Origin of the sequence: Bauldia sp. (genome assembly GCF_020442045.1) — a bacterium.
In the GTDB taxonomy this organism is placed as follows: domain Bacteria; phylum Pseudomonadota; class Alphaproteobacteria; order Rhizobiales; family Kaistiaceae; genus Bauldia.
In genome coordinates this window covers 23,347-40,406 of sequence record NZ_JAGRLA010000110.1, presented here as the reverse complement: position 1 = coordinate 40,406, position 17,060 = coordinate 23,347, and the positions used below count along the sequence as shown (strand labels likewise).

16 protein-coding genes are annotated in these 17,060 nt (G+C 66.1%); 4 read left to right on the top strand and 12 right to left on the bottom strand.

The genetic code is table 11. The features are described from left to right. Positions 1–28 precede the first annotated feature (28 nt). From KDJ86_RS12755 to KDJ86_RS12725, 7 genes are all read right to left on the bottom strand, one after another. Positions 29–391 (bottom strand): DUF6867 family protein, encoded by a 363-nt coding sequence (locus tag KDJ86_RS12755; RefSeq protein WP_291746286.1) that lies wholly within the window; start codon positions 389–391, stop codon positions 29–31. 8 nt (positions 392–399) lie between these two features. Beyond that, complete coding sequence (locus KDJ86_RS12750) at positions 400–1,122, bottom strand: ABC transporter ATP-binding protein (protein ID WP_291746285.1); 723 nt, start codon at positions 1,120–1,122, stop codon at positions 400–402. Next, positions 1,119–2,024 (bottom strand): ABC transporter ATP-binding protein, encoded by a 906-nt coding sequence (locus KDJ86_RS12745; RefSeq protein ID WP_291746282.1) that lies wholly within the window; start codon positions 2,022–2,024, stop codon positions 1,119–1,121. Before KDJ86_RS12745 ends, KDJ86_RS12750 begins: the two co-directional genes overlap by 4 nt. Then, complete coding sequence (gene livM, locus KDJ86_RS12740; RefSeq protein ID WP_291746280.1) at positions 2,021–3,439, bottom strand: high-affinity branched-chain amino acid ABC transporter permease LivM; 1,419 nt, start codon at positions 3,437–3,439, stop codon at positions 2,021–2,023. Before livM ends, KDJ86_RS12745 begins: the two co-directional genes overlap by 4 nt. A gap of 2 nt (positions 3,440–3,441) precedes the next feature. Continuing rightward, positions 3,442–4,365, bottom strand: a complete 924-nt coding sequence (locus tag KDJ86_RS12735) for an ABC transporter permease subunit (RefSeq protein WP_291746278.1) — start codon at positions 4,363–4,365, stop codon at positions 3,442–3,444. Between the two features lie 115 nt (positions 4,366–4,480). Further along, positions 4,481–5,818 (bottom strand): MFS transporter, encoded by a 1,338-nt coding sequence (locus tag KDJ86_RS12730; RefSeq protein WP_291746275.1) that lies wholly within the window; start codon positions 5,816–5,818, stop codon positions 4,481–4,483. Between the two features lie 120 nt (positions 5,819–5,938). Next, on the bottom strand, positions 5,939–6,754 hold the full coding sequence (locus tag KDJ86_RS12725; protein WP_291746288.1) for a uracil-DNA glycosylase: 816 nt from the start codon (positions 6,752–6,754) through the stop codon (positions 5,939–5,941). Positions 6,755–6,874: 120 nt separating this feature from the next. Here KDJ86_RS12725 and KDJ86_RS12720 point away from each other — a divergent pair, with 120 nt between their 5' ends. The 4 genes from KDJ86_RS12720 to KDJ86_RS12705 all read left to right on the top strand — a co-directional run bounded on the left by KDJ86_RS12720 (position 6,875) and on the right by KDJ86_RS12705 (position 11,161). Beyond that, a complete protein-coding gene (locus tag KDJ86_RS12720) occupies positions 6,875–8,245 on the top strand; it encodes a PQQ-dependent sugar dehydrogenase (RefSeq protein ID WP_291746272.1) in 1,371 nt (456 codons plus the stop codon). A gap of 189 nt (positions 8,246–8,434) precedes the next feature. After that, positions 8,435–9,364, top strand: a complete 930-nt coding sequence (locus tag KDJ86_RS12715; RefSeq protein ID WP_291746270.1) for an ABC transporter ATP-binding protein — start codon at positions 8,435–8,437, stop codon at positions 9,362–9,364. Further along, on the top strand, positions 9,364–10,125 hold the full coding sequence (locus tag KDJ86_RS12710) for an ABC transporter permease (RefSeq protein WP_291746268.1): 762 nt from the start codon (positions 9,364–9,366) through the stop codon (positions 10,123–10,125). Before KDJ86_RS12715 ends, KDJ86_RS12710 begins: the two co-directional genes overlap by 1 nt. A 43-nt stretch (positions 10,126–10,168) precedes the next feature. Beyond that, complete coding sequence (locus KDJ86_RS12705; RefSeq protein ID WP_291746265.1) at positions 10,169–11,161, top strand: LLM class flavin-dependent oxidoreductase; 993 nt, start codon at positions 10,169–10,171, stop codon at positions 11,159–11,161. 21 nt (positions 11,162–11,182) lie between these two features. On the opposite strand, the gene KDJ86_RS12700 is transcribed toward KDJ86_RS12705, so the two are convergent. The 5 genes from KDJ86_RS12700 to KDJ86_RS12680 form a co-directional block, all read right to left on the bottom strand. Next, on the bottom strand, positions 11,183–11,968 hold the full coding sequence (locus tag KDJ86_RS12700; RefSeq protein WP_291746263.1) for an ATP-binding cassette domain-containing protein: 786 nt from the start codon (positions 11,966–11,968) through the stop codon (positions 11,183–11,185). 3 nt (positions 11,969–11,971) lie between these two features. Further along, entirely contained in the window at positions 11,972–12,958 is a 987-nt protein-coding gene (locus tag KDJ86_RS12695; protein WP_291746260.1) for an ABC transporter permease, read from the bottom strand. Between the two features lie 135 nt (positions 12,959–13,093). Next, positions 13,094–14,032, bottom strand: a complete 939-nt coding sequence (locus tag KDJ86_RS12690) for a substrate-binding domain-containing protein (protein WP_291746257.1) — start codon at positions 14,030–14,032, stop codon at positions 13,094–13,096. Between the two features lie 130 nt (positions 14,033–14,162). After that, complete coding sequence (locus tag KDJ86_RS12685; protein WP_291746254.1) at positions 14,163–15,767, bottom strand: serine hydrolase; 1,605 nt, start codon at positions 15,765–15,767, stop codon at positions 14,163–14,165. Between the two features lie 129 nt (positions 15,768–15,896). Further along, the gene (locus KDJ86_RS12680) at positions 15,897–16,973 is read right to left on the bottom strand and encodes a tartrate dehydrogenase (protein ID WP_291746251.1); all 1,077 of its coding nucleotides are present in this window, start codon (positions 16,971–16,973) and stop codon (positions 15,897–15,899) included. Between the last annotated feature and the right edge of the window lie 87 nt (positions 16,974–17,060).

Here is a 17,060-nt window from a genome sequence, read left to right as displayed (position 1 = left end):
CCGGACTGGACTGACGGTATCCGGCGCTTCAGGCCGTGTCGCGTCCGGCCGGAGGTCGGGAGCGCCAGGAGAACGGGCCGGACCGCTCGTAGAGCCAGCCATATTGGGATGTCATCTGGCCGGCGCGCGTCACCCGATAGCCGATGCTGCCGAGGATCAGCAGGACAACGAAATCAACAGCATAGAACTGCGGCGACAGCAGCGTTCCGCCGAAGAGGGCGTAATGGATGAAGCGGACCGCGGCCCCGAGGAGAAGCAGGTAGATGACGAGCTTCGGATATTGCCGCCAGGTTCCGGCCGCGGCCCGGCCGGTGAGATAGGCCGCGCCGCCGCCCAGGAAGAGGGTGACGAGCAAGAAATCGCCGAGACTGACTTCCCAGATGATGCCCATGGTCGCCGCTAGTGGCCCCCGCCTTCGAGATACGCGGCCCGGACTTCTTCGCGTTTCAGCAGCTCCTGGCCTTCGCCGCTCAGCGTGATCTGGCCGTTGACCATGACATAGCCGCGGTGCGCCAGGCGAAGCGCGTGATAGGCATTCTGCTCGACGAGGAAGACCGTCAGCCCTTCCTTCCGGTTGAGATCCCGCAACACGTCGAAGATCTGGCGTACGATCAGGGGCGCGAGCCCGAGCGACGGCTCGTCGAGGAGGAGCAGGCGCGGCCGGCTCATCAGCGCCCGCGCGATGGCCAGCATCTGCTGTTCGCCACCGGACAGCGTGCCGCCACGCTGGCCCTGCCGCTTCTTGAGGATCGGAAACAGGCCAAAGACCCGCTCGACATCCTCGTCGAAGTGGTCGAAGCCGATCGTCGCCGCGCCCATCTGGAGATTCTCCAGCACGGTCATCCGGGGAAAGATGCGGCGTCCTTCCGGCGACTGGCTGATCGACATGCGCATGATTTCGTGGGTGGGCAGCCTGGTGATGTCGACACCGCCGAAGACGATGCTGCCCTCGCGCGCCTGGGGGCTGCCGCAGATCGTCATCATCAGCGTCGACTTGCCGGCGCCATTGGCGCCGATCAGCGTGACGATCTCGCCTTCGTTGATCTCCACGTCGACGCCGCGCAAGGCCATGATGTTGCCGTAGAAGGTCTTGACGCCACTGACCGAGAGGAGGGCGCTCATCCCGAGGCTCCCTGCTCGGCCGGCGTCTCGACCTCTTCGTCCTCGACGCCGAGATAGGCGGCGATGACCTTCGGGTCGTGGCGGACGAAGTCGGCGGCGCCATCCGAGATCTTCTCGCCATAGTCGAGCACGACGATGTGGTCGGAAATCTCCATGACGACGCCCATGTCATGCTCGATCAGGAGCACCGAGATGCCGTGTTCGTCGCGGATGAAGCGAAGCAGGGTATTGAGCTCGGCCGATTCACGGGGATTGAGGCCGGCGGCGGGTTCGTCAAGGCAGAGCAGCTTCGGCCCGGTGCACATCGCCCGGGCGATTTCCAGCCGCCGCTGCGCGCCATAGGGCAGGTCGGCCGCCGGATCGTCGGCCCGGTCGATCAGATCGATCTGTTCAAGCCAGTATCTGGCGCGCCCGAGAGCATCGTCCTGGCCCTTGCGGTAACGGGAGAGGCCGAAGATCCCGCCGATCGTGTAGTTCGATGCCAGCATCAGCTTGTTGTGCTGGGCGACGAAGAGGTTCTCCAGGACCGTCATTCCGCCGAACAGCCGGATATTCTGGAAGGTCCGGGCGACCCGCGCGTCGCGGGCGATCTCGAAGTCCGGCATGCGATCGAGGAGCAGGATATTGCGGTCCTCGGACATGCGTTGGCCGCCCGCCGTCAGGCGCTCCAGGGTCTCGGCATCGGCCTTGTCGAGGGCGATGGCGATCCGGCCTTCCGTCGGCTTGTAGAAACCGGTGACGCAGTTGAAGACCGTCGTCTTGCCGGCCCCGTTCGGGCCGATGATCGCGGTGATGTCGCCGCGCCCGACGGAAAAGGACAGGTCGTCGATGGCCACCAGCCCGCCGAAGCGCATGGTCAGGTGCTCGACGGTGAGGATAGGATCAGATTCCCATCTGTTCATCCGCTGCCCTCCCCGACGAGCTCGCCTCTGACGGCCTTCGCCCGCCCCGAAAGGGTGACCGAGGGCCGGCGCGTGGAGACGAGGCCGCGTGGCCGCCAGACCATGATCAGCACCATCATCAGGCCGACGATCAGCATCCGGTATTCGTCGAGGCCCCGCAGCACCTCGAAGGCGGTGTTGAGGAAGATCACCGCGATGACGATGCCGAGCTGGCTGCCGAGGCCGCCGAGCACCACCACGGCGAGGATGATGAAGGACTCGATGGCGGTGAAGCTCTCCGGTGAGATGAAGCCCTGGCGGGTCGCGAAGAAGGAGCCGGCGAAACCGCCGAACATGGCGCCGGTGGCGAAGGCGGTGAGCTTGGTGTTGGTCGTGTTGATGCCAAGCGACCGGCAGGCGATCTCGTCCTCACGCAGCGCTTCCCAGGCGCGGCCGACCGGCAGCCTGCGCAGTCGCAGCGTGACGAAGTTGGTGACCAGGGCGAGGACGAGAATGATGTAGTATAGGAATATGATCCTTTGAATCGACGAGTATTCGAGCCCGAAGACCGCTGCGAAGCCGTCGTCGCCGCGCTCGAACGGGATGCCGAAGAGCGTCGGGCGCGGAATGCCGGAAATCCCGTCCGGCCCGTTGGTGAAATCGTACCAGTTGATGATCACCACACGGATGATCTCGCCGAAGGCGAGCGTGACGATCGCGAGGTAGTCGCCACGCAGCCGCAGCACCGGGAAGCCGAGGATCAGCCCCCAGCCGGCTGCGAGGATTCCCGCCATTGGCAGGCAGACCCAGAAGCCGAGGTCGAAATTCGTCGCGAGCAGGGCGAAGGAATAGGCGCCGACCGCGTAGAAGGCGACATAGCCGAGGTCGAGCAGGCCGGCGAGGCCGACCACGACATTCAGTCCCCAGCCGAGCATGCAATAGGTCAGGACGACGATCGCCTGGTCCATCCAGTAGCGATCGGCGAAGGGCAGGAACGGCATGACGATGGTGAAGGCGATCGCCGCGACAAGACCCGGCCATCGCCATTTCTCGAGTTGCTCGCCGGACGGCAGCAGCCGAAAGGACGTGGCGGTTATAGGCTTCGTCCGCCCTCCGGTCCTCCAGACGAAGAGATTGAGGAGAAGGCGACCGAGGAACACGACGGCGACGATGACCGCCACCGGCAGCCAGTGCTGGGAAAGCGACAGGCCGCCGATCGCCGTCTCCGTCCGCAAGCCGACCATCGGACCGGCGAGGGCGAGGGCGATCAGGCCGGCGATGACGGCATCTTTCAGCGCCGCCGCCAGGCGGTCGCCGCTGGCCGGGTGTTCCGTGAACGGCGGTTCGCCCCGGACCGCCTCGGCGCGACGCTCGTCCTCGATCTCGGCGCCGACCGCGCCGGTATCGAGAGCGCTTTCCCCGGTCGTGTTCGCCATGCTCAAACCTTCTCGACCTCGGGCCGGCCGAGCAGGCCGGACGGCAGGAAAATGAGGGCGATTACGAGGATCGAAAAGGCGGCGACATCCTTGTATTCAATCGAGAAATAGGCCGACCAGAAGGTCTCGATCAGGCCGATCAGCAGGCCGCCGAGCATGGCGCCGGGCAGGGAGCCGATGCCGCCGAGCACCGCCGCAGTGAACGCCTTCACGCCCGCCAGGAAGCCGATGTAGAAATCGATGACGCCGTAGTAGAGGACGAACATCACGCCGGCGACGGCGGCCAGCGCCGCGCCCATCACGAAGGTCAGCGAGATCGTGCGATCGACATTGATGCCGAGCAGCGAGGCCATCCGGGCATCCTGCTCGCAGGCCCTCTGGGCGCGGCCAAGGGAGGTTTTCGAGATCAGCGTCGTGAAGCCCGCCATCAGGATGACGGTGAGAACGACGATGATGATCTGGATGTTGGATATCTGGACGACGAATCCGTCCTTCTCCATCAGGGAATAGCCGCCGGTGATGATCGGCTGCACCGGCTTGACCCTGGCGCCCTGGCTGATCTGGACGAAGTTCTGCAGGGTGATCGACATGCCGATCGCGGTGATCAGGGGCGCCAGGCGGAAGGAGCCACGCAGCGGCCGGTAGGCGATGCGCTCCACCGTCCATCCCCAGACCGCGGTCAGCGCCATGGCGATCGCGATGACGACGAGCAGCGCGAGGATGAGAAGGAAGAAGGGTGTCGCGGCGCTGACTCCGAGAACGACCAGGGCGATCAGGCCGACGAAGGAGCCGACCATGAAGATGTCGCCATGGGCGAAGTTGATCATCCCGATGATCCCGTAGACCATCGTATAGCCGATCGCGATCAGTCCGTAGATGGATCCGAGCGTGACGCCATTGATGAGCTGCTGAGTAAAATACTCCATATGCCCCATGTCCCCTTCCGGCCTTTTGCGGCCGCGGAGCTCGGCACGCCACCGGCTCCCTTAACCCTCTTGGTTATCAAGCCGTAGCGAACAAGACAACGGGAATGACGCGCGCTCAGGTCGGGCCGGGGGGCGCTTGCTGTGACGGGGGCTCCGCGGCGGGGGCGTCGCCGGTCGGCGCTTCCGGCGCCGGAGCACCGGGCGAAGCCGCTTCATCGAAGGTCTCCGGCAGCGGCTCGGCGCGCGGGTCGAGCGCGGCGCTCTCCAGCGTCAGCGCCTTGAGCGACATACCGCGGAACGGCTCGCGGCGCCGCGCCGCGCGGCGCGTCATGCGGTAGACGATGTAGATCGCCAGCAATCCGTGGACGAGGGCGGCGAAGGCGAACAGCCCCTCGGGCACCGTCCAGTCCATCGCCAGCGAGCCGAGGATCGGCCCGATCATCAGGCCGAGGCCGAGGACGAGGAGCAGGCCGCCGGCGATCTTGACGAAGTCGTGATCGGTGGCGAAGTCGTTGGCATGGGCGACGGCCAGCCCGTACATCGGGTAGATCGACGCGCCGAACAGGATCGCCAGTCCGGTGACGATCTCCGGCTGCCGCGGCCGGAGCAGGAAGATCGCCAGGCCGACGACGATGGTGGCGACGGCGCCGCCGATCATCACCCGGCGTCGGTCCATCCGGTCGGAGAGGCGGCCGGCCGGAAACTGGACAAGCGAGCCGCCGAGCATCGCCGCGGCCATCAGGACCGAGGCCTCGGCCACCGGCAGCCCGATCCGCACCGCATAAACCGGGCCGAGCGTGCCGAAGGTACCGTTGACCAGGCCGATCATGAAGCATCCGACCACCGCCACCGGCGAGGCCCGGTAAAGCGCCCTTATGTCGAGACGGGCGGCGTTGAGCGGCTGCGGATTCTTGGCCGTCGACAGCGCCGTCGGCAGGATCGCCAGGCAGTAGAGGATCGCGCCGATCGCGAAGAAGAAGAAATCCGATGGCGGCGTGAGGACCAGGAGGAGTTGGCCGACGGTCGAACTGGTGAAGACCACCATCTGGTAGATCGAGAAGATGGTGCCGCGATTTTCGGCGGTGGCGCGTTCGTTGAGCCACGATTCGACGATCATATAGGCCCCGGCAAAGCAGAAGCCGGAGAGCGCCCTGAGGACGATCCAGGCGGGCGGCGACACGATCAGGATGTTGAGCAGGATCGCGACCGCGGCGATCGAGGCCATCGAGCCGTAGCCGCGAACATGGCCGACCCGTCGGACGATGCGCGGCACCAGCAGGCTGCCGGCCATGAAGCCGATCGACCAGCCGGTGCCGATCAGGCCGAGCTCCAGCGTGGTGAAGCCGGTCGCGCTCCCCTGCAGGGGCAGGAGCAGGCCGTGCAAGCCGCCGGCCATCAGCAGGAAGGAAGAGCCGAGGAGGAGGGCGGCAATCGGGATCAGGGTGGAAGCCATCGGATCGACCAGGAGAGGGCCGGCGCCGCGCGCCGCAATGGTTGACCCTTTCTCCTTTCCCCGGCGGAAATCAAGACACCAATAATGCAGGCCAGCCTTGTCGGGCCTGCATGATCCGCGTCAGGTCGCGGCCTCCGCGTCGATTGCCTCCTTGAGGGCCAGCAGGTCCCGCCAGGCAAGCCGCTTGTGGAGCGGCTGGCGCAGAAGATAGGCGGGGTGGAGCGTCGGCATTGCGCGGATCCGCCGCTTGCCGGTGTCGTATTCGCGCCACCGGCCGCGCATCTTGAGGATGCCTTCGGGGCTGTCGAGGAGTTCACTGGCCGCGGCGCCGCCGAGAAGGACCAGGAAATCGGGATCCGCCAATTCGATCTGGCGTTCGATGAAAGGACGGCAGACCGCCGTTTCCTGGGGCGTGGGACGGCGGTTGCCCGGCGGGCGCCAGGGAACGATATTGGCGATATAGACGGACCCGCGATCGAGGCCGATCGCCTTCAGCATCCGGTCGAGAAGCTGCCCGGAGCGGCCGACGAAGGGCAGGCCCTGGATGTCCTCGTCGCGGCCCGGACCCTCGCCGATCAGCATGACGCGGCTGCCGGGCGTGCCGTCGGCAAAGACGAGCTGCGTGGCCGTCAGGCGCAGGTTGCAGCCCTCGAAGCCGTCGAGGGCCGTGCGGAGCTCATCCAGCGTCTTCGCGGAGCGTGCGGTCGTCCGCGCCTCACGGGTCGTCTCGTCGCTCGGCGGAACCGAGGCCGGCGCGCGCCCCGGCGGCGGCGGAGCAACGGGCCGGGCGCGGGGCGCGTCCGGTGGCGGCGGCGCTTTCGGCGGCGGTTCGGCGAAGCGGTCGACCGGTTCCTCGTCCAACGCGACGTCGATGCCCATCTCGGAATACCAGGCGACGAGGTCGGCAGCGTCGGAACGGGGTGGCGGAGAGGGCATGTTCACGTTCTCGTGCACGGGCGGAATGCCGGTTTGCACTACAACCGTGCCTACCGTAGACGCTCCGGAGCGCGGTGCAAGGCGGCATTGGAGCCGGTCCGCGCGAGCAGGAGCAATCATATGAGACGAGTGGTGCATGCGCTGGCGATCCCCGCGATGGTGATTCTGTGGCCGGTGGCGCAGACCGTGGCCGCGGAGGCCCCCGGTTCCGACGACATCCTGACCGGGGCGGCTGCCTTTGGCGACTGGAAGGAAAGCAGGCCCGGCGCCTGGCGCCTGATCACGCCCGCCGACATGCCCGCACCCTATGTCACCAAATCGGTAAATGTCGGGCCCCGGCTCGTTTCCCGCCCCGACCATCCAGAGCTCCGGACGCTGGACGGTTTCGCCGCGGAGCTCGTCGCGACCGGCTTCTCCCAGCCCCGCGTCATCCGCACCGCGCCGAACGGCGATCTCTTCATTGCCGACAGCGCCGCCAACGAGATCAGGGTCCTCCGGGTGCCGGAAGGCGCGGCCCGGCCGGTCGAGGACAGCGTCTTCGCCTCGGGCCTCGACCGGCCCTACGGAATCGCCTTCTATCCGCCCGGCCCGGATCCCGAATGGATCTATGTGGCGAATACCGGCAGCGTCGTCCGCTTCCCCTACACGAACGGCGATCTCGCGGCGGCGGGCGAGGCCGAGGTCGTCGTGCCTGAATTGCCGACCGGCTATCATTGGACGCGCGACATCGCCTTTTCCCCGGATGGCGGCCGTTTGTTCGTCGCGGTGGGGTCGGTCTCGAACGTGGCGGAAGGCGTGCCCGCGGAGCCGCCCGGCGGGCTCGAGGCCTTCGCGAGCACCCACGCGCTCGGCGCGATCTGGGGCGACGACGCCGACCGCGGGGCGGTCCTGGCGTTCAATCCGGACGGTTCCGGCAAGGAGCTCTTCGCTACCGGGCTCCGGAATTGCTCAGGTCTTGCGATCGAGCCGGCGACGGGCGATCCCTGGTGCGTAACCAATGAGCGCGACAATCTTGGAGACGACCTGCCGCCCGACTTCGCCACCCGCGTCAGACAAGGCCATTTCTACGGCTGGCCATGGTTCTACATCGGCGACAACGAGGACCCTCGCGACCATCTCGCCGGACATCGCCCCGATCTCGCAGGCAAGGTGACGGTGCCGGATGTGCTGTTCCCGGCGCATTCGGCTCCGCTCGGCATCACCTTCTACGACGGCGATGCATTTCCGCCCGAATTCAAGGGGGACGCGTTTGTCGCGATGCACGGTTCGGGGAACCGCAGCAAGTGGACCGGCTACAAGATCGTCCGCCTGGAGTTCGAGGACGGCCAGCCGACGGGAGCCTATCAGGATTTCGTCACCGGCTTCGTCGAGTCGAATCGCAGGGTCTGGGGACGCCCGGTCGGTGTCGCCGTGGGGAAGGACGGATCGCTGTTCTTCACCGAGGACGGTTCCGGATCCGTCTGGCGGGTCAGCGTGGCAGCCACGCCCTGAGCCCAGGCGCCTGCCCGTAACGTATTGATTAAGCGGAATTATCGCCACGATAACCCGCTGGCGGCGCCTGTCAGTTGCGGTGCGGGAAGCGCTGACGGCCCCTTGGTTGAGGCGTGAAAGCCCCCTATATGGCGCTGTGCGTCGCGGGGGGAGGCGGCGCGTCCTTTCCAAAATCCGCGCGTTCCGAGCATGTCGACAGAGCCGATCATCGCCGTCTCGCGCCTTTCGAAGACCTATGACACGGGCTTCAAGGCGCTATCAAACATCAATCTCGAGGTTCGGCCGGGCGAGATATTCGCATTGCTCGGCCCGAACGGGGCCGGGAAGACGACGCTGATCTCGATCATCTGCGGGATCGTCAACCCGAGTTCGGGAACGGTGACGGCCGGTGGGCATGACATCATCACGGACTTTCGCGCGGCGCGGTCCCAGATCGGACTGGTGCCGCAGGAACTGGCCATCACGCCATTCGAGTCCGTGTGGAACACGGTATCCTTCAGCCGGGGCCTGTTCGGTAAGCCGCGCGACGACGCCTACCTGGAGACGATGCTGAAGCAGCTCTCGCTGTGGGACAAGAAGGACTCGAACCTCATGACGCTCTCCGGCGGCATGAAGCGCCGGGTGATGATCGCCAAGGCGCTGTCCCACGAGCCGAGGATCCTCTTCCTCGACGAGCCGACCGCCGGGGTCGACGTCGAGCTGAGACGGGAGATGTGGGACGTGGTGCGCACCCTGCAGGCGTCGGGGGTGACCATCATCCTCACCACGCATTACATCGAGGAGGCGGAGTTGATGGCCGACCGGATCGGCGTCATCAACAAAGGCGCGATCATCCTCGTCGAGGAGAAGGCGGAGCTGATCCGCAAGCTCGGCAGGAAGCAGCTGACGCTCCATCTCCAGAAACCGCTCGACGCCATTCCCCCGTCGCTTGCCAAACACAGGCTCGAGCTGGTCGAGGACGGAACCGTGCTGCACTACACCTACGACACCCAGGGCGAGCGCACGGGCATCACGGCACTGCTCGCCGATCTCGGCGACGCCGACATCCGCTTTCGCGACCTCGAGACGAAGGAGAGCTCGCTCGAGGACATCTTCGTCGACCTGGTGAGGAACGGCTGATGAATCTCAGGGCGATCTGGGCGATCTACTATGTCGAAATGGCCCGCACGGCGCGGACGGTGATGCAGAGCGTCCTGTCCCCGGTCATCTCCACCTCGCTCTATTTCGTCGTCTTCGGCGGCGCGATCGGATCGCGCATCCCGGAGATCGAGGGCGTCAGCTACGGCGCTTTCATCGTGCCGGGCCTGATCATGCTGATGCTGTTGATGCAGAGCACGATGAACGCATCCTTCGGCATCTATTTCCCGAAATTCGTCGGAACCGTCTACGAGCTGCTCTCGGCGCCGGTTTCCTACGTGGAGATCGTCATCGGCTTCGTCGGGGCGGCGGCGACCAAGTCGATCATCCTCGGCATCATCATCCTCGCCACCGCCTCGCTCTTCGTACCGATCCGGATCGAGCACCCGTTCGTGATGGTGCTGTTCCTTGTGTTGACGTCGGTATCGTTCAGTCTGCTTGGCTTCATCCTCGGCATCTGGGCGAAGGGCTTCGAGCAGCTGCAGATCGTGCCGATGCTGATCATCACGCCGCTCGCCTTCCTCGGCGGCACCTTCTATTCGATCAACATGCTGCCGCCGTTCTGGCAGACGGCGACGCTGTTCAATCCCGTCGTCTACCTGGTGAGCGGTTTCCGCTGGAGCTTCTACGGCCTTGCCGATGTGGCGGTCGGGGCAAGCCTTGCCGCGACGGCCCTGTTCCTGGCCATTTGCGTGGCGATAGTCGCCTGGATCTTCAAGACCGGCTACCGTCTGAAGAACTGACACCGGCCCAGACCCCTGCCGCTTGCCTGACCGGAAACAGAATATGGTCCCGCTCTCCGTTCTCGACCTCTCGCCGATCGTCGAAGGCGGCGACGCCAGCCAGTCCTTCCGCAACACGCTCGATCTCGCCCGCCACGCCGAGGCGCTCGGCTACCGGCGCTTCTGGTTGGCCGAGCATCACAACATGCCGGGCATAGCCAGCGCCGCGACCGCGGTGCTGATCGGCCATGTCGCCGGTGGCACCAGGACGATCCGGGTCGGCGCCGGCGGCGTCATGCTTCCCAACCATGCGCCGCTGGTGATCGCCGAGCAGTTCGGCACGCTCGCGGCCCTCTATCCCGACAGGATCGACCTCGGGCTCGGCCGGGCGCCGGGGACCGACCAGCTCACCGCCATGGCGCTTCGCCGCAATCTCGAGGCGAGCGGCGACAGCTTTCCGCAGGACGTGGTCGAGCTCATCCACTACTTCGCCGCGGCCCAGCCCGGCCAGCGCGTACGCGCGATTCCCGGGGCGGGGCTCAGGGTGCCGGTCTGGATCCTCGGGTCAAGCCTCTATGGCGCGCAACTCGCCGCGATGCTCGGGCTGCCATATGCCTTCGCGTCGCATTTCGCACCGGCCGAGCTGGAGACCGCCTCGGCGCTCTATCGCGAAAGGTTCCAGCCGTCGGAGCATCTCGACGAGCCGCGGCTGATGCTGGCGCTCAATGTCATCGGCGCCGGCAGCGACGAGGAGGCGGTGCTGCTCTTCTCGTCGCTGCAGAAGGCCTTCGTCAACCTGCGGACGGGCCGGGCCGGGCCGCTGCCACCGCCGGAACCGGGCTACTTCGAGACACTCGAAGACCCCGCCCGCGCGATGCTGAGCCAGGCGCTGGCCTGTTCGGTGGTGGGCGAGCCGGAGACGGTGGCGGCCGGCATGGCCGGCTTCATCGACCGGTATCGGCCGGACGAGCTGATCGTCACCGCGCAGGTCTTCGATCACGCCGCGCGGCTCAAGTCCTTCGCGATCGCGATGGACGCGGCGAAGGCGCTCGCATAGAGGGGGCGGCCGGTACGGCTGTCAGGCCGCCGGCGTCGCCGAAGCCGCGGCGAGCTCCTCGTCGGTCATGCCCGTGATGACCAGCTCGACGTCGTCGACCGTGCTTTGCTTCGGGTCGATGTTATCCGCGACGATCTGGCCGCGGCGCATCACCACGATCCGGTCGACGACCTGGAAGACGTGGTGGATGTTGTGGGCGATGAAGATGCAGGAGTGGCCGCGGTCCCGCGCATTGCGGACGAAGTTGAGGACGCCGCGCGTCTCGGCGACGCCGAGGTTGTTGGTCGGCTCGTCGAGGATGATCAGGTCGCTGTCGAAATACATCGCCCGGGCGATCGCCACGGCCTGGCGCTCGCCGCCTGAAAGGGCCGAGATCGGCGTCGTGGTCGGGATATTCTTGGTGATGCCGACCCGGCGGAGGAGCTCGCCGGCGACCTGGTTCATCGTCGCATAGTCCATCCGGTTCAGGAAGGACGGCCCCACGACCGGTTCGCGCCCGAGGAACAGGTTGCGGGCAATCGAAAGCTGGGTGACCAGCGCCGAGTCCTGGTAGATGGTCTCGATGCCGTTGGCGATGGCGTCGGTCGTGCTCCTGATATCGACCTTCTTGCCGCGCATGTAGATGTCGCCGCTGGTCGACGGGACCGCGCCGGACAGCACCTTGATGAGGGTCGACTTGCCGGCGCCGTTGTCGCCGAGCAACCCGACGATTTCCTGCTCCCTGACGGTGAAGTTCACATCATCCAGCGCCTGGACGCGGCCGTAGAACTTGGTGATGTGCTCCATTCGGACGAGGTCTTGCGCCATGGTCTAGTTCCCCGCCTGATGCCGGCGTTCGAGTCCGTAGTGGAGCGCCATCATCCCCAGGATGATCGCGCCGATGAAGATATTGTAGGCAAGCCCCGGTACGCCGACCAGAACGATGCCGTTGCGCATGGTGCGGAGGATGAACACGCCGAGGACGGTACCGACGATGGTGCCGCGTCCGCCCATCAGCGCCGTGCCGCCGATCACCACCATGGCGATGACCTCGAGCTCGTAGCCGGTGCCGCTGTTGGGATTCGCTGCCGAGGTGCGGATCGAGCTGATGATGCCGGCGAGCGCCGCCATGGCGGAGCAGAGCATGAAGAGGATGAGCTTGGTGCGATTGACGTTGACGCCGCGGGCGCTCGCTGCGTTGGGGTTGCCGCCCGAGGCCTGGATCCAGTTGCCGAACTTGGTATTGGTCAGGATGTACCAGAAGAGCACGGCGACGACGATGAACCAGAAGAGCGACATGTAGAGGCGGAAGGCGCCGATGTGGAAGTCGCCGACCAGCACCTGCGCGATCCACTGGTCGCCCGCGTTCCAGGTGCGCTGGGGGAAGCCGTCGGTGACGAAAAGGGCGGTGCCGCGGACGACCAGCAGCATGCCAAGCGTCACCAGGAAGGACGGGATCTTGAGCCGGGTGACGAAGAGGCCGTTGACCAGTCCGATCAGCGCCGCGATCACTATCGCGACGAGAAAGGCGAGTTCGAGCGGCATGACCTCCTGATTGAACAGGGTCCACATCACCACGGGCGAGAAGCCGAAAACCGCACCGACCGACAGGTCGAATTCGCCGGCGGTCATCAGCAGCGTCATCGCCAGGGCGATGAGGCCGAGCTCGACCGTGAACACCAGCGTGTTCGAGATGTTGAGCGGCGACAGGAAGGTCGGATTGATGGCGGTGAAGACGACGAGCTCGACCACGAGGAGGACGAACGGGCCGAACTCCGGCTTGGCGATCAGGCGTCGAACCAGCGATTGATGTTCCACGGTGCCTTCCCGGGATGGGCTAGGGACAATCTCTCCCCGGCGCGGCGAAGCCCGCCCGGGCGTTCATTTCCTTTGCGGGGCAGGGTAACCGCGACGGCCATGGCCGTCGCGGTCGGCGTCAGATGCGTCCGGCGATTACTTGCCGGACAGGATGTCGTCGATGAGCTGGGCGCCGTCTTTCTCGTAGAGATTGCCGACCAGGACGTCGAATCCCGGAGGAATGCCGCTCGCGGCCATGGCGGCAAGCGACAGGCCGACATAGCTCGTCGCCTGCGGGTCCTGCCACATCGCGGCATTGACATAGCCGTTGAGGACTTCCTGGGTGGTGTCGAGCGAGTTGCCCCAGCCGACCACCGGGATCGAGCCCGCTTCCACGCCGACCTGGTCGAAGACGCGCTTGATCGATCCGGTGACGAGGTCGCCGAGACCGATGATCGCATTCACCTTGTCGCGGTTGGCGGTGAGGTAGTCGGACATGCGGGTGATCACCTCGGCCTGGTCGAGCGTGTTGTCGGTGACTTCCCAGGTGATGTTGAGCGGCTCGAAGACGCTCTTGATGCCTTCCTCTTCCTGCACGCCATAGGTGGCGCCGGGAACCTCGACGGGCATCCAGACGAAGTCGCCTTCCTTCACCAGGCCGTTGTCGACCAGGTACTGCGCCCATTTCTTGCCGGTGACGACCAGATCCATGCCGACATAGGAGTCGAAATCGACGGTCGGATCCGGGGTGTTGATGTTGATGACCGGAATCCCGGCGGCATGGGCTTCGTTGACCACCTCGACCATCGAGCCCGGATCCGGGCTGGTGGTGACGATGGCATCGGCGCCGGCCGCGATTGCCGCGCGGACGGCTTCCTGCTGCGAGGGGACGTCGCCGCTGTGGAAGGAGGTGTTGACCGTGTTACCGGTGTCTTCCGCCCACTGGTTGGCGCCCTGGAGGAAGTAAGTCCAGACCGGGTCCGCCGGGCCGCCATGGGAAATCCAGTAATATGTCTTGGCAAGCGCTTCGGCCGACAGCGGTATTGTCAGCGCCATCGCGGCACCGACAAGAAGACCTGTCACTCTCTTGAGCATCCGGGTTTCCTCTCCTTCAGATGAATTTTTTATAGGTTCCGCATATGCGGAACGGGCCAACAAGTGTGGCACGGACACCATCATGCCCGCTAGTGGCGAGAATGATGGAAATCTACCAATCCCTGGCGGTCTACTCGCGGACGAAGGTCCCCAGGCCGTTGACGTCGTAGAAGTCCAGCACGACCTTGCCCGCCGTGCCGCCGTCGCCCACCGAGAAGATCGCCCCGGCAAGGCCGTTGCCGTTTTCGCCGATCGTCTCGAAGCTGAAGGTGTCGCCGTCGAACGGGGCGAGGGCGAAGGTCACCGGCTTGCCTGCCGGCCCGAGGCTCATGGACAGGGCGTCGTGGTTGGCGGTGACCACCAGCGGCCCGTAATAGCTGTTGCCGTAGGTTCCGGCATAGGCGTCGAGCGAACGCGGCGGTTCAGGATTGGCGGGACGTTTGCCGTAGTCGACCTCCGGCGCCTCGGCGGCCAGCATCGCGTCGAAGATGTGGCCGAAGAACCCGACCCAGTCGACGGACTGGCGGCCGTTGGTGGCGACGTCGATGAACGACTCCCCAACCGCTTCGGCGACGCCGATCGGCTGCCCGTTGGTCAGCGTGACGACACCGAGATCCTCGCCGGGAAGGTAGATGACGTTGGTTCCGGTGCCGAGATTGAAGGCGCCGGAATGCCCGACCCGGGCCCGGCCGTGGTCGTCGTAGCTGATGTTCCAGCCGAAGCCGTAGAAGCCGGCGCGGTTGGCGGGCGAGCGCGGCGGCCCCGGGATCATCTGCGGCTCATGGGCGGCAGCGAGCGCATCGGCATCGGTGATCTCCTTGCCGTCGAGCGTGCCGTTGCCGAGCTGCAGGCGCATGAATCGCAGCATGTCGTTCAGCGAGGCGCTGGCGCCGCCGGCCGGCGCCTCCGCGTCGGGCTGGCGGTCGTAGAGCGCCGCCCAGGTTCCGTCCGCGAGCCGCTTGTGGATATGCGCGCGGTCTTCATGGGCGAGGTAGTCGGAGTGCCGGTAGCTGGTCCTGGTCATGCCGGCCGGCTTGAACAGGACCTCCTCGGCAAGCTCCTCCCAGCCCTTGCCGGCGGCAACCGCCGCGGCGATGCCGCCCGCCGTATAGCCGAAGTTCGAGTAGTGGTAGGTCGAGCGGAACGGATCGAGCGGCTGCTGGGCGATATGGGAAAGGATGTAGGCACGATCGAAACCGAGGTCCTCGAGCAGGTCGCCGGCGCCGGTGCGCAGGCCGCTGCGATGGGAGAGGAGATCGGCGAAGGTCGCATGGTCGGTGACATACGGATCGGAGAGCGCGAAGGCGGGGTTGAGCGGCTTGACCGGATCATCCCAGGCGAACACCCCTTCGCCGACGAGCCTGGCGACAATCGTCGAGGCGATCGGCTTCGAGACCGACGCCAGCATGAACACCGTGTCGGCATCGATCGCACCGGGTTTCCCGACCTCCCGGAGGCCGAAGCCCTTCGCGTAGACGACCTTGTCCTTGTAGACGACGCCGACGGCGAGGCCGGGAAGGCCGGTGCGTTCCATCGCGTCCGTGACGATGCCGTCGAGCGCCTTGACCGCTTTGTCGAGACCCGCCTGGTCGATGAGGGGCGGGACCGGGGCGACCGGAGCCGGGAGCAGCGCCTGGTCCTGGGAAAGGGCGGGTGTCGCGACAAGGACCGCGCCGACGAAGAGCGCCGCCGCAAAAGGCCGCATCTTTTCCTCGCGTGTGCCGCTGGTGATCATCTGCCTGCCTCCCTGCGAAATCCGCCATGCGAAGGGGCCAACCTTAGAGCCTGGCTAGCTGTCGCGGAAGGAAATGGCATCCAGAACGTTATCAGGCCGCAAAACATGATCGGCGCCGATCGCCGGAATTCAGGCATTTGAGCCACGGATCGCGTTGATGACCGCGTCAGTGACCTGTTCCGTCGTCGCGCTTCCTCCGACATCGACCGGCAGCGTGTCACCGGCACGGGTGACCGCCTCGATTGCCTGCATCAGCCGCTCCGCGGCGGTCGGCTCGCCGAGGTGGTCGAGCATCATCACCATGCTCCAGAAGGTGCCGAGCGGGTTGGCGATGCCCTTGCCGGCAATGTCGAAGGCGGCGCCGTGGATCGGCTCGAACATCGACGGATACCGCCTGTCCGGATCGAGATTGGCGGTCGGCGCGATGCCGATGCTTCCCGCGAGCGCGGCGGCGAGGTCGCTGAGGATGTCGGCATGGAGGTTGGTTGCGACGACCACGTCGATGCTTTTCGGGTCGCGCACCATGCGCACCGTCATCGCGTCGACCAGCATCCTGTCGCTGGTGACGTCGGGATAGGAGGCGGCGACCTCCGCCGCGACCTCGTCCCACAGCACCATGCCGTGCCGCTGGGCGTTCGACTTGGTGACGATCGTCAGCTGCTTCCGTGGCCGGGAGCGCGCCAGCTCGAAGGCGAAGCGCATGATCCGCGCGACACCGTGGCGGGTGAACATCGCCACCTCGGTGCCGACTTCCCCGGGCTGGCCGCGATGGGTCCGGCCGCCGACGCCGGAATATTCGCCCTCGCTGTTCTCGCGGACGATGACCCAGTCGAGGTCGTCCGGCCCGATGCCGGCGAGGGGACTGACGAGACCGGGCAGGATGCGGGTTGGCCGGACGTTGGCATACTGGTCGAAGCCCTGGCAGATCTTGAGGCGCAGGCCCCAGAGCGTCACGTCGTCCGGGACCCCGGGATCGCCGACCGCGCCGAACAGGATGGCGTCGACGTCGCGAATCCGGTCGAGCCCGTCATCGGGCATCATCTTGCCGGTCCGGCGGTAGTGGTCCGATCCCCATGGCAGGGTCGTCGCGCTGACCTCGAAATCGCCGGCGCGCCGGGCGAGCGCCTCGAGCACTCGCAGGCCGGCCGGGACGACCTCCGTCCCGATGCCGTCGCCGGGAATGGCTGCGATCCTGTATCGGCGCACGAGCCGCTCCTCCCTTTTGTCCGGCCACGAGGCCGTTTTGAACGTTTTTCAAGGCTTGCTTACTGGCATTTCGGCCAGCCTCGTGAC

Bases quoted from the DNA above. Each gene is read 5' to 3' on its own strand.
- KDJ86_RS12715 (WP_291746270.1), top strand. From the start codon at position 8,435: ATGTCGACAGAGCCGATCATCGCCGTCTCGCGCCTTTCGAAGACCTAT.
- livM (WP_291746280.1), bottom strand. From the start codon at position 3,439: ATGGCGAACACGACCGGGGAAAGCGCTCTCGATACCGGCGCGGTCGGC.
- KDJ86_RS12710 (WP_291746268.1), top strand. From the start codon at position 9,364: ATGAATCTCAGGGCGATCTGGGCGATCTACTATGTCGAAATGGCCCGC.
- KDJ86_RS12685 (WP_291746254.1), bottom strand. From the start codon at position 15,767: ATGATCACCAGCGGCACACGCGAGGAAAAGATGCGGCCTTTTGCGGCG.
- KDJ86_RS12730 (WP_291746275.1), bottom strand. From the start codon at position 5,818: ATGGCTTCCACCCTGATCCCGATTGCCGCCCTCCTCCTCGGCTCTTCC.
- KDJ86_RS12700 (WP_291746263.1), bottom strand. From the start codon at position 11,968: ATGGCGCAAGACCTCGTCCGAATGGAGCACATCACCAAGTTCTACGGC.
- KDJ86_RS12750 (WP_291746285.1), bottom strand. From the start codon at position 1,122: ATGAGCGCCCTCCTCTCGGTCAGTGGCGTCAAGACCTTCTACGGCAAC.
- KDJ86_RS12720 (WP_291746272.1), top strand. From the start codon at position 6,875: ATGAGACGAGTGGTGCATGCGCTGGCGATCCCCGCGATGGTGATTCTG.
- KDJ86_RS12705 (WP_291746265.1), top strand. From the start codon at position 10,169: ATGGTCCCGCTCTCCGTTCTCGACCTCTCGCCGATCGTCGAAGGCGGC.
- KDJ86_RS12755 (WP_291746286.1), bottom strand. From the start codon at position 391: ATGGGCATCATCTGGGAAGTCAGTCTCGGCGATTTCTTGCTCGTCACC.
- KDJ86_RS12735 (WP_291746278.1), bottom strand. From the start codon at position 4,365: ATGGAGTATTTTACTCAGCAGCTCATCAATGGCGTCACGCTCGGATCC.
- KDJ86_RS12745 (WP_291746282.1), bottom strand. From the start codon at position 2,024: ATGAACAGATGGGAATCTGATCCTATCCTCACCGTCGAGCACCTGACC.
- KDJ86_RS12690 (WP_291746257.1), bottom strand. From the start codon at position 14,032: ATGCTCAAGAGAGTGACAGGTCTTCTTGTCGGTGCCGCGATGGCGCTG.
- KDJ86_RS12725 (WP_291746288.1), bottom strand. From the start codon at position 6,754: ATGCCCTCTCCGCCACCCCGTTCCGACGCTGCCGACCTCGTCGCCTGG.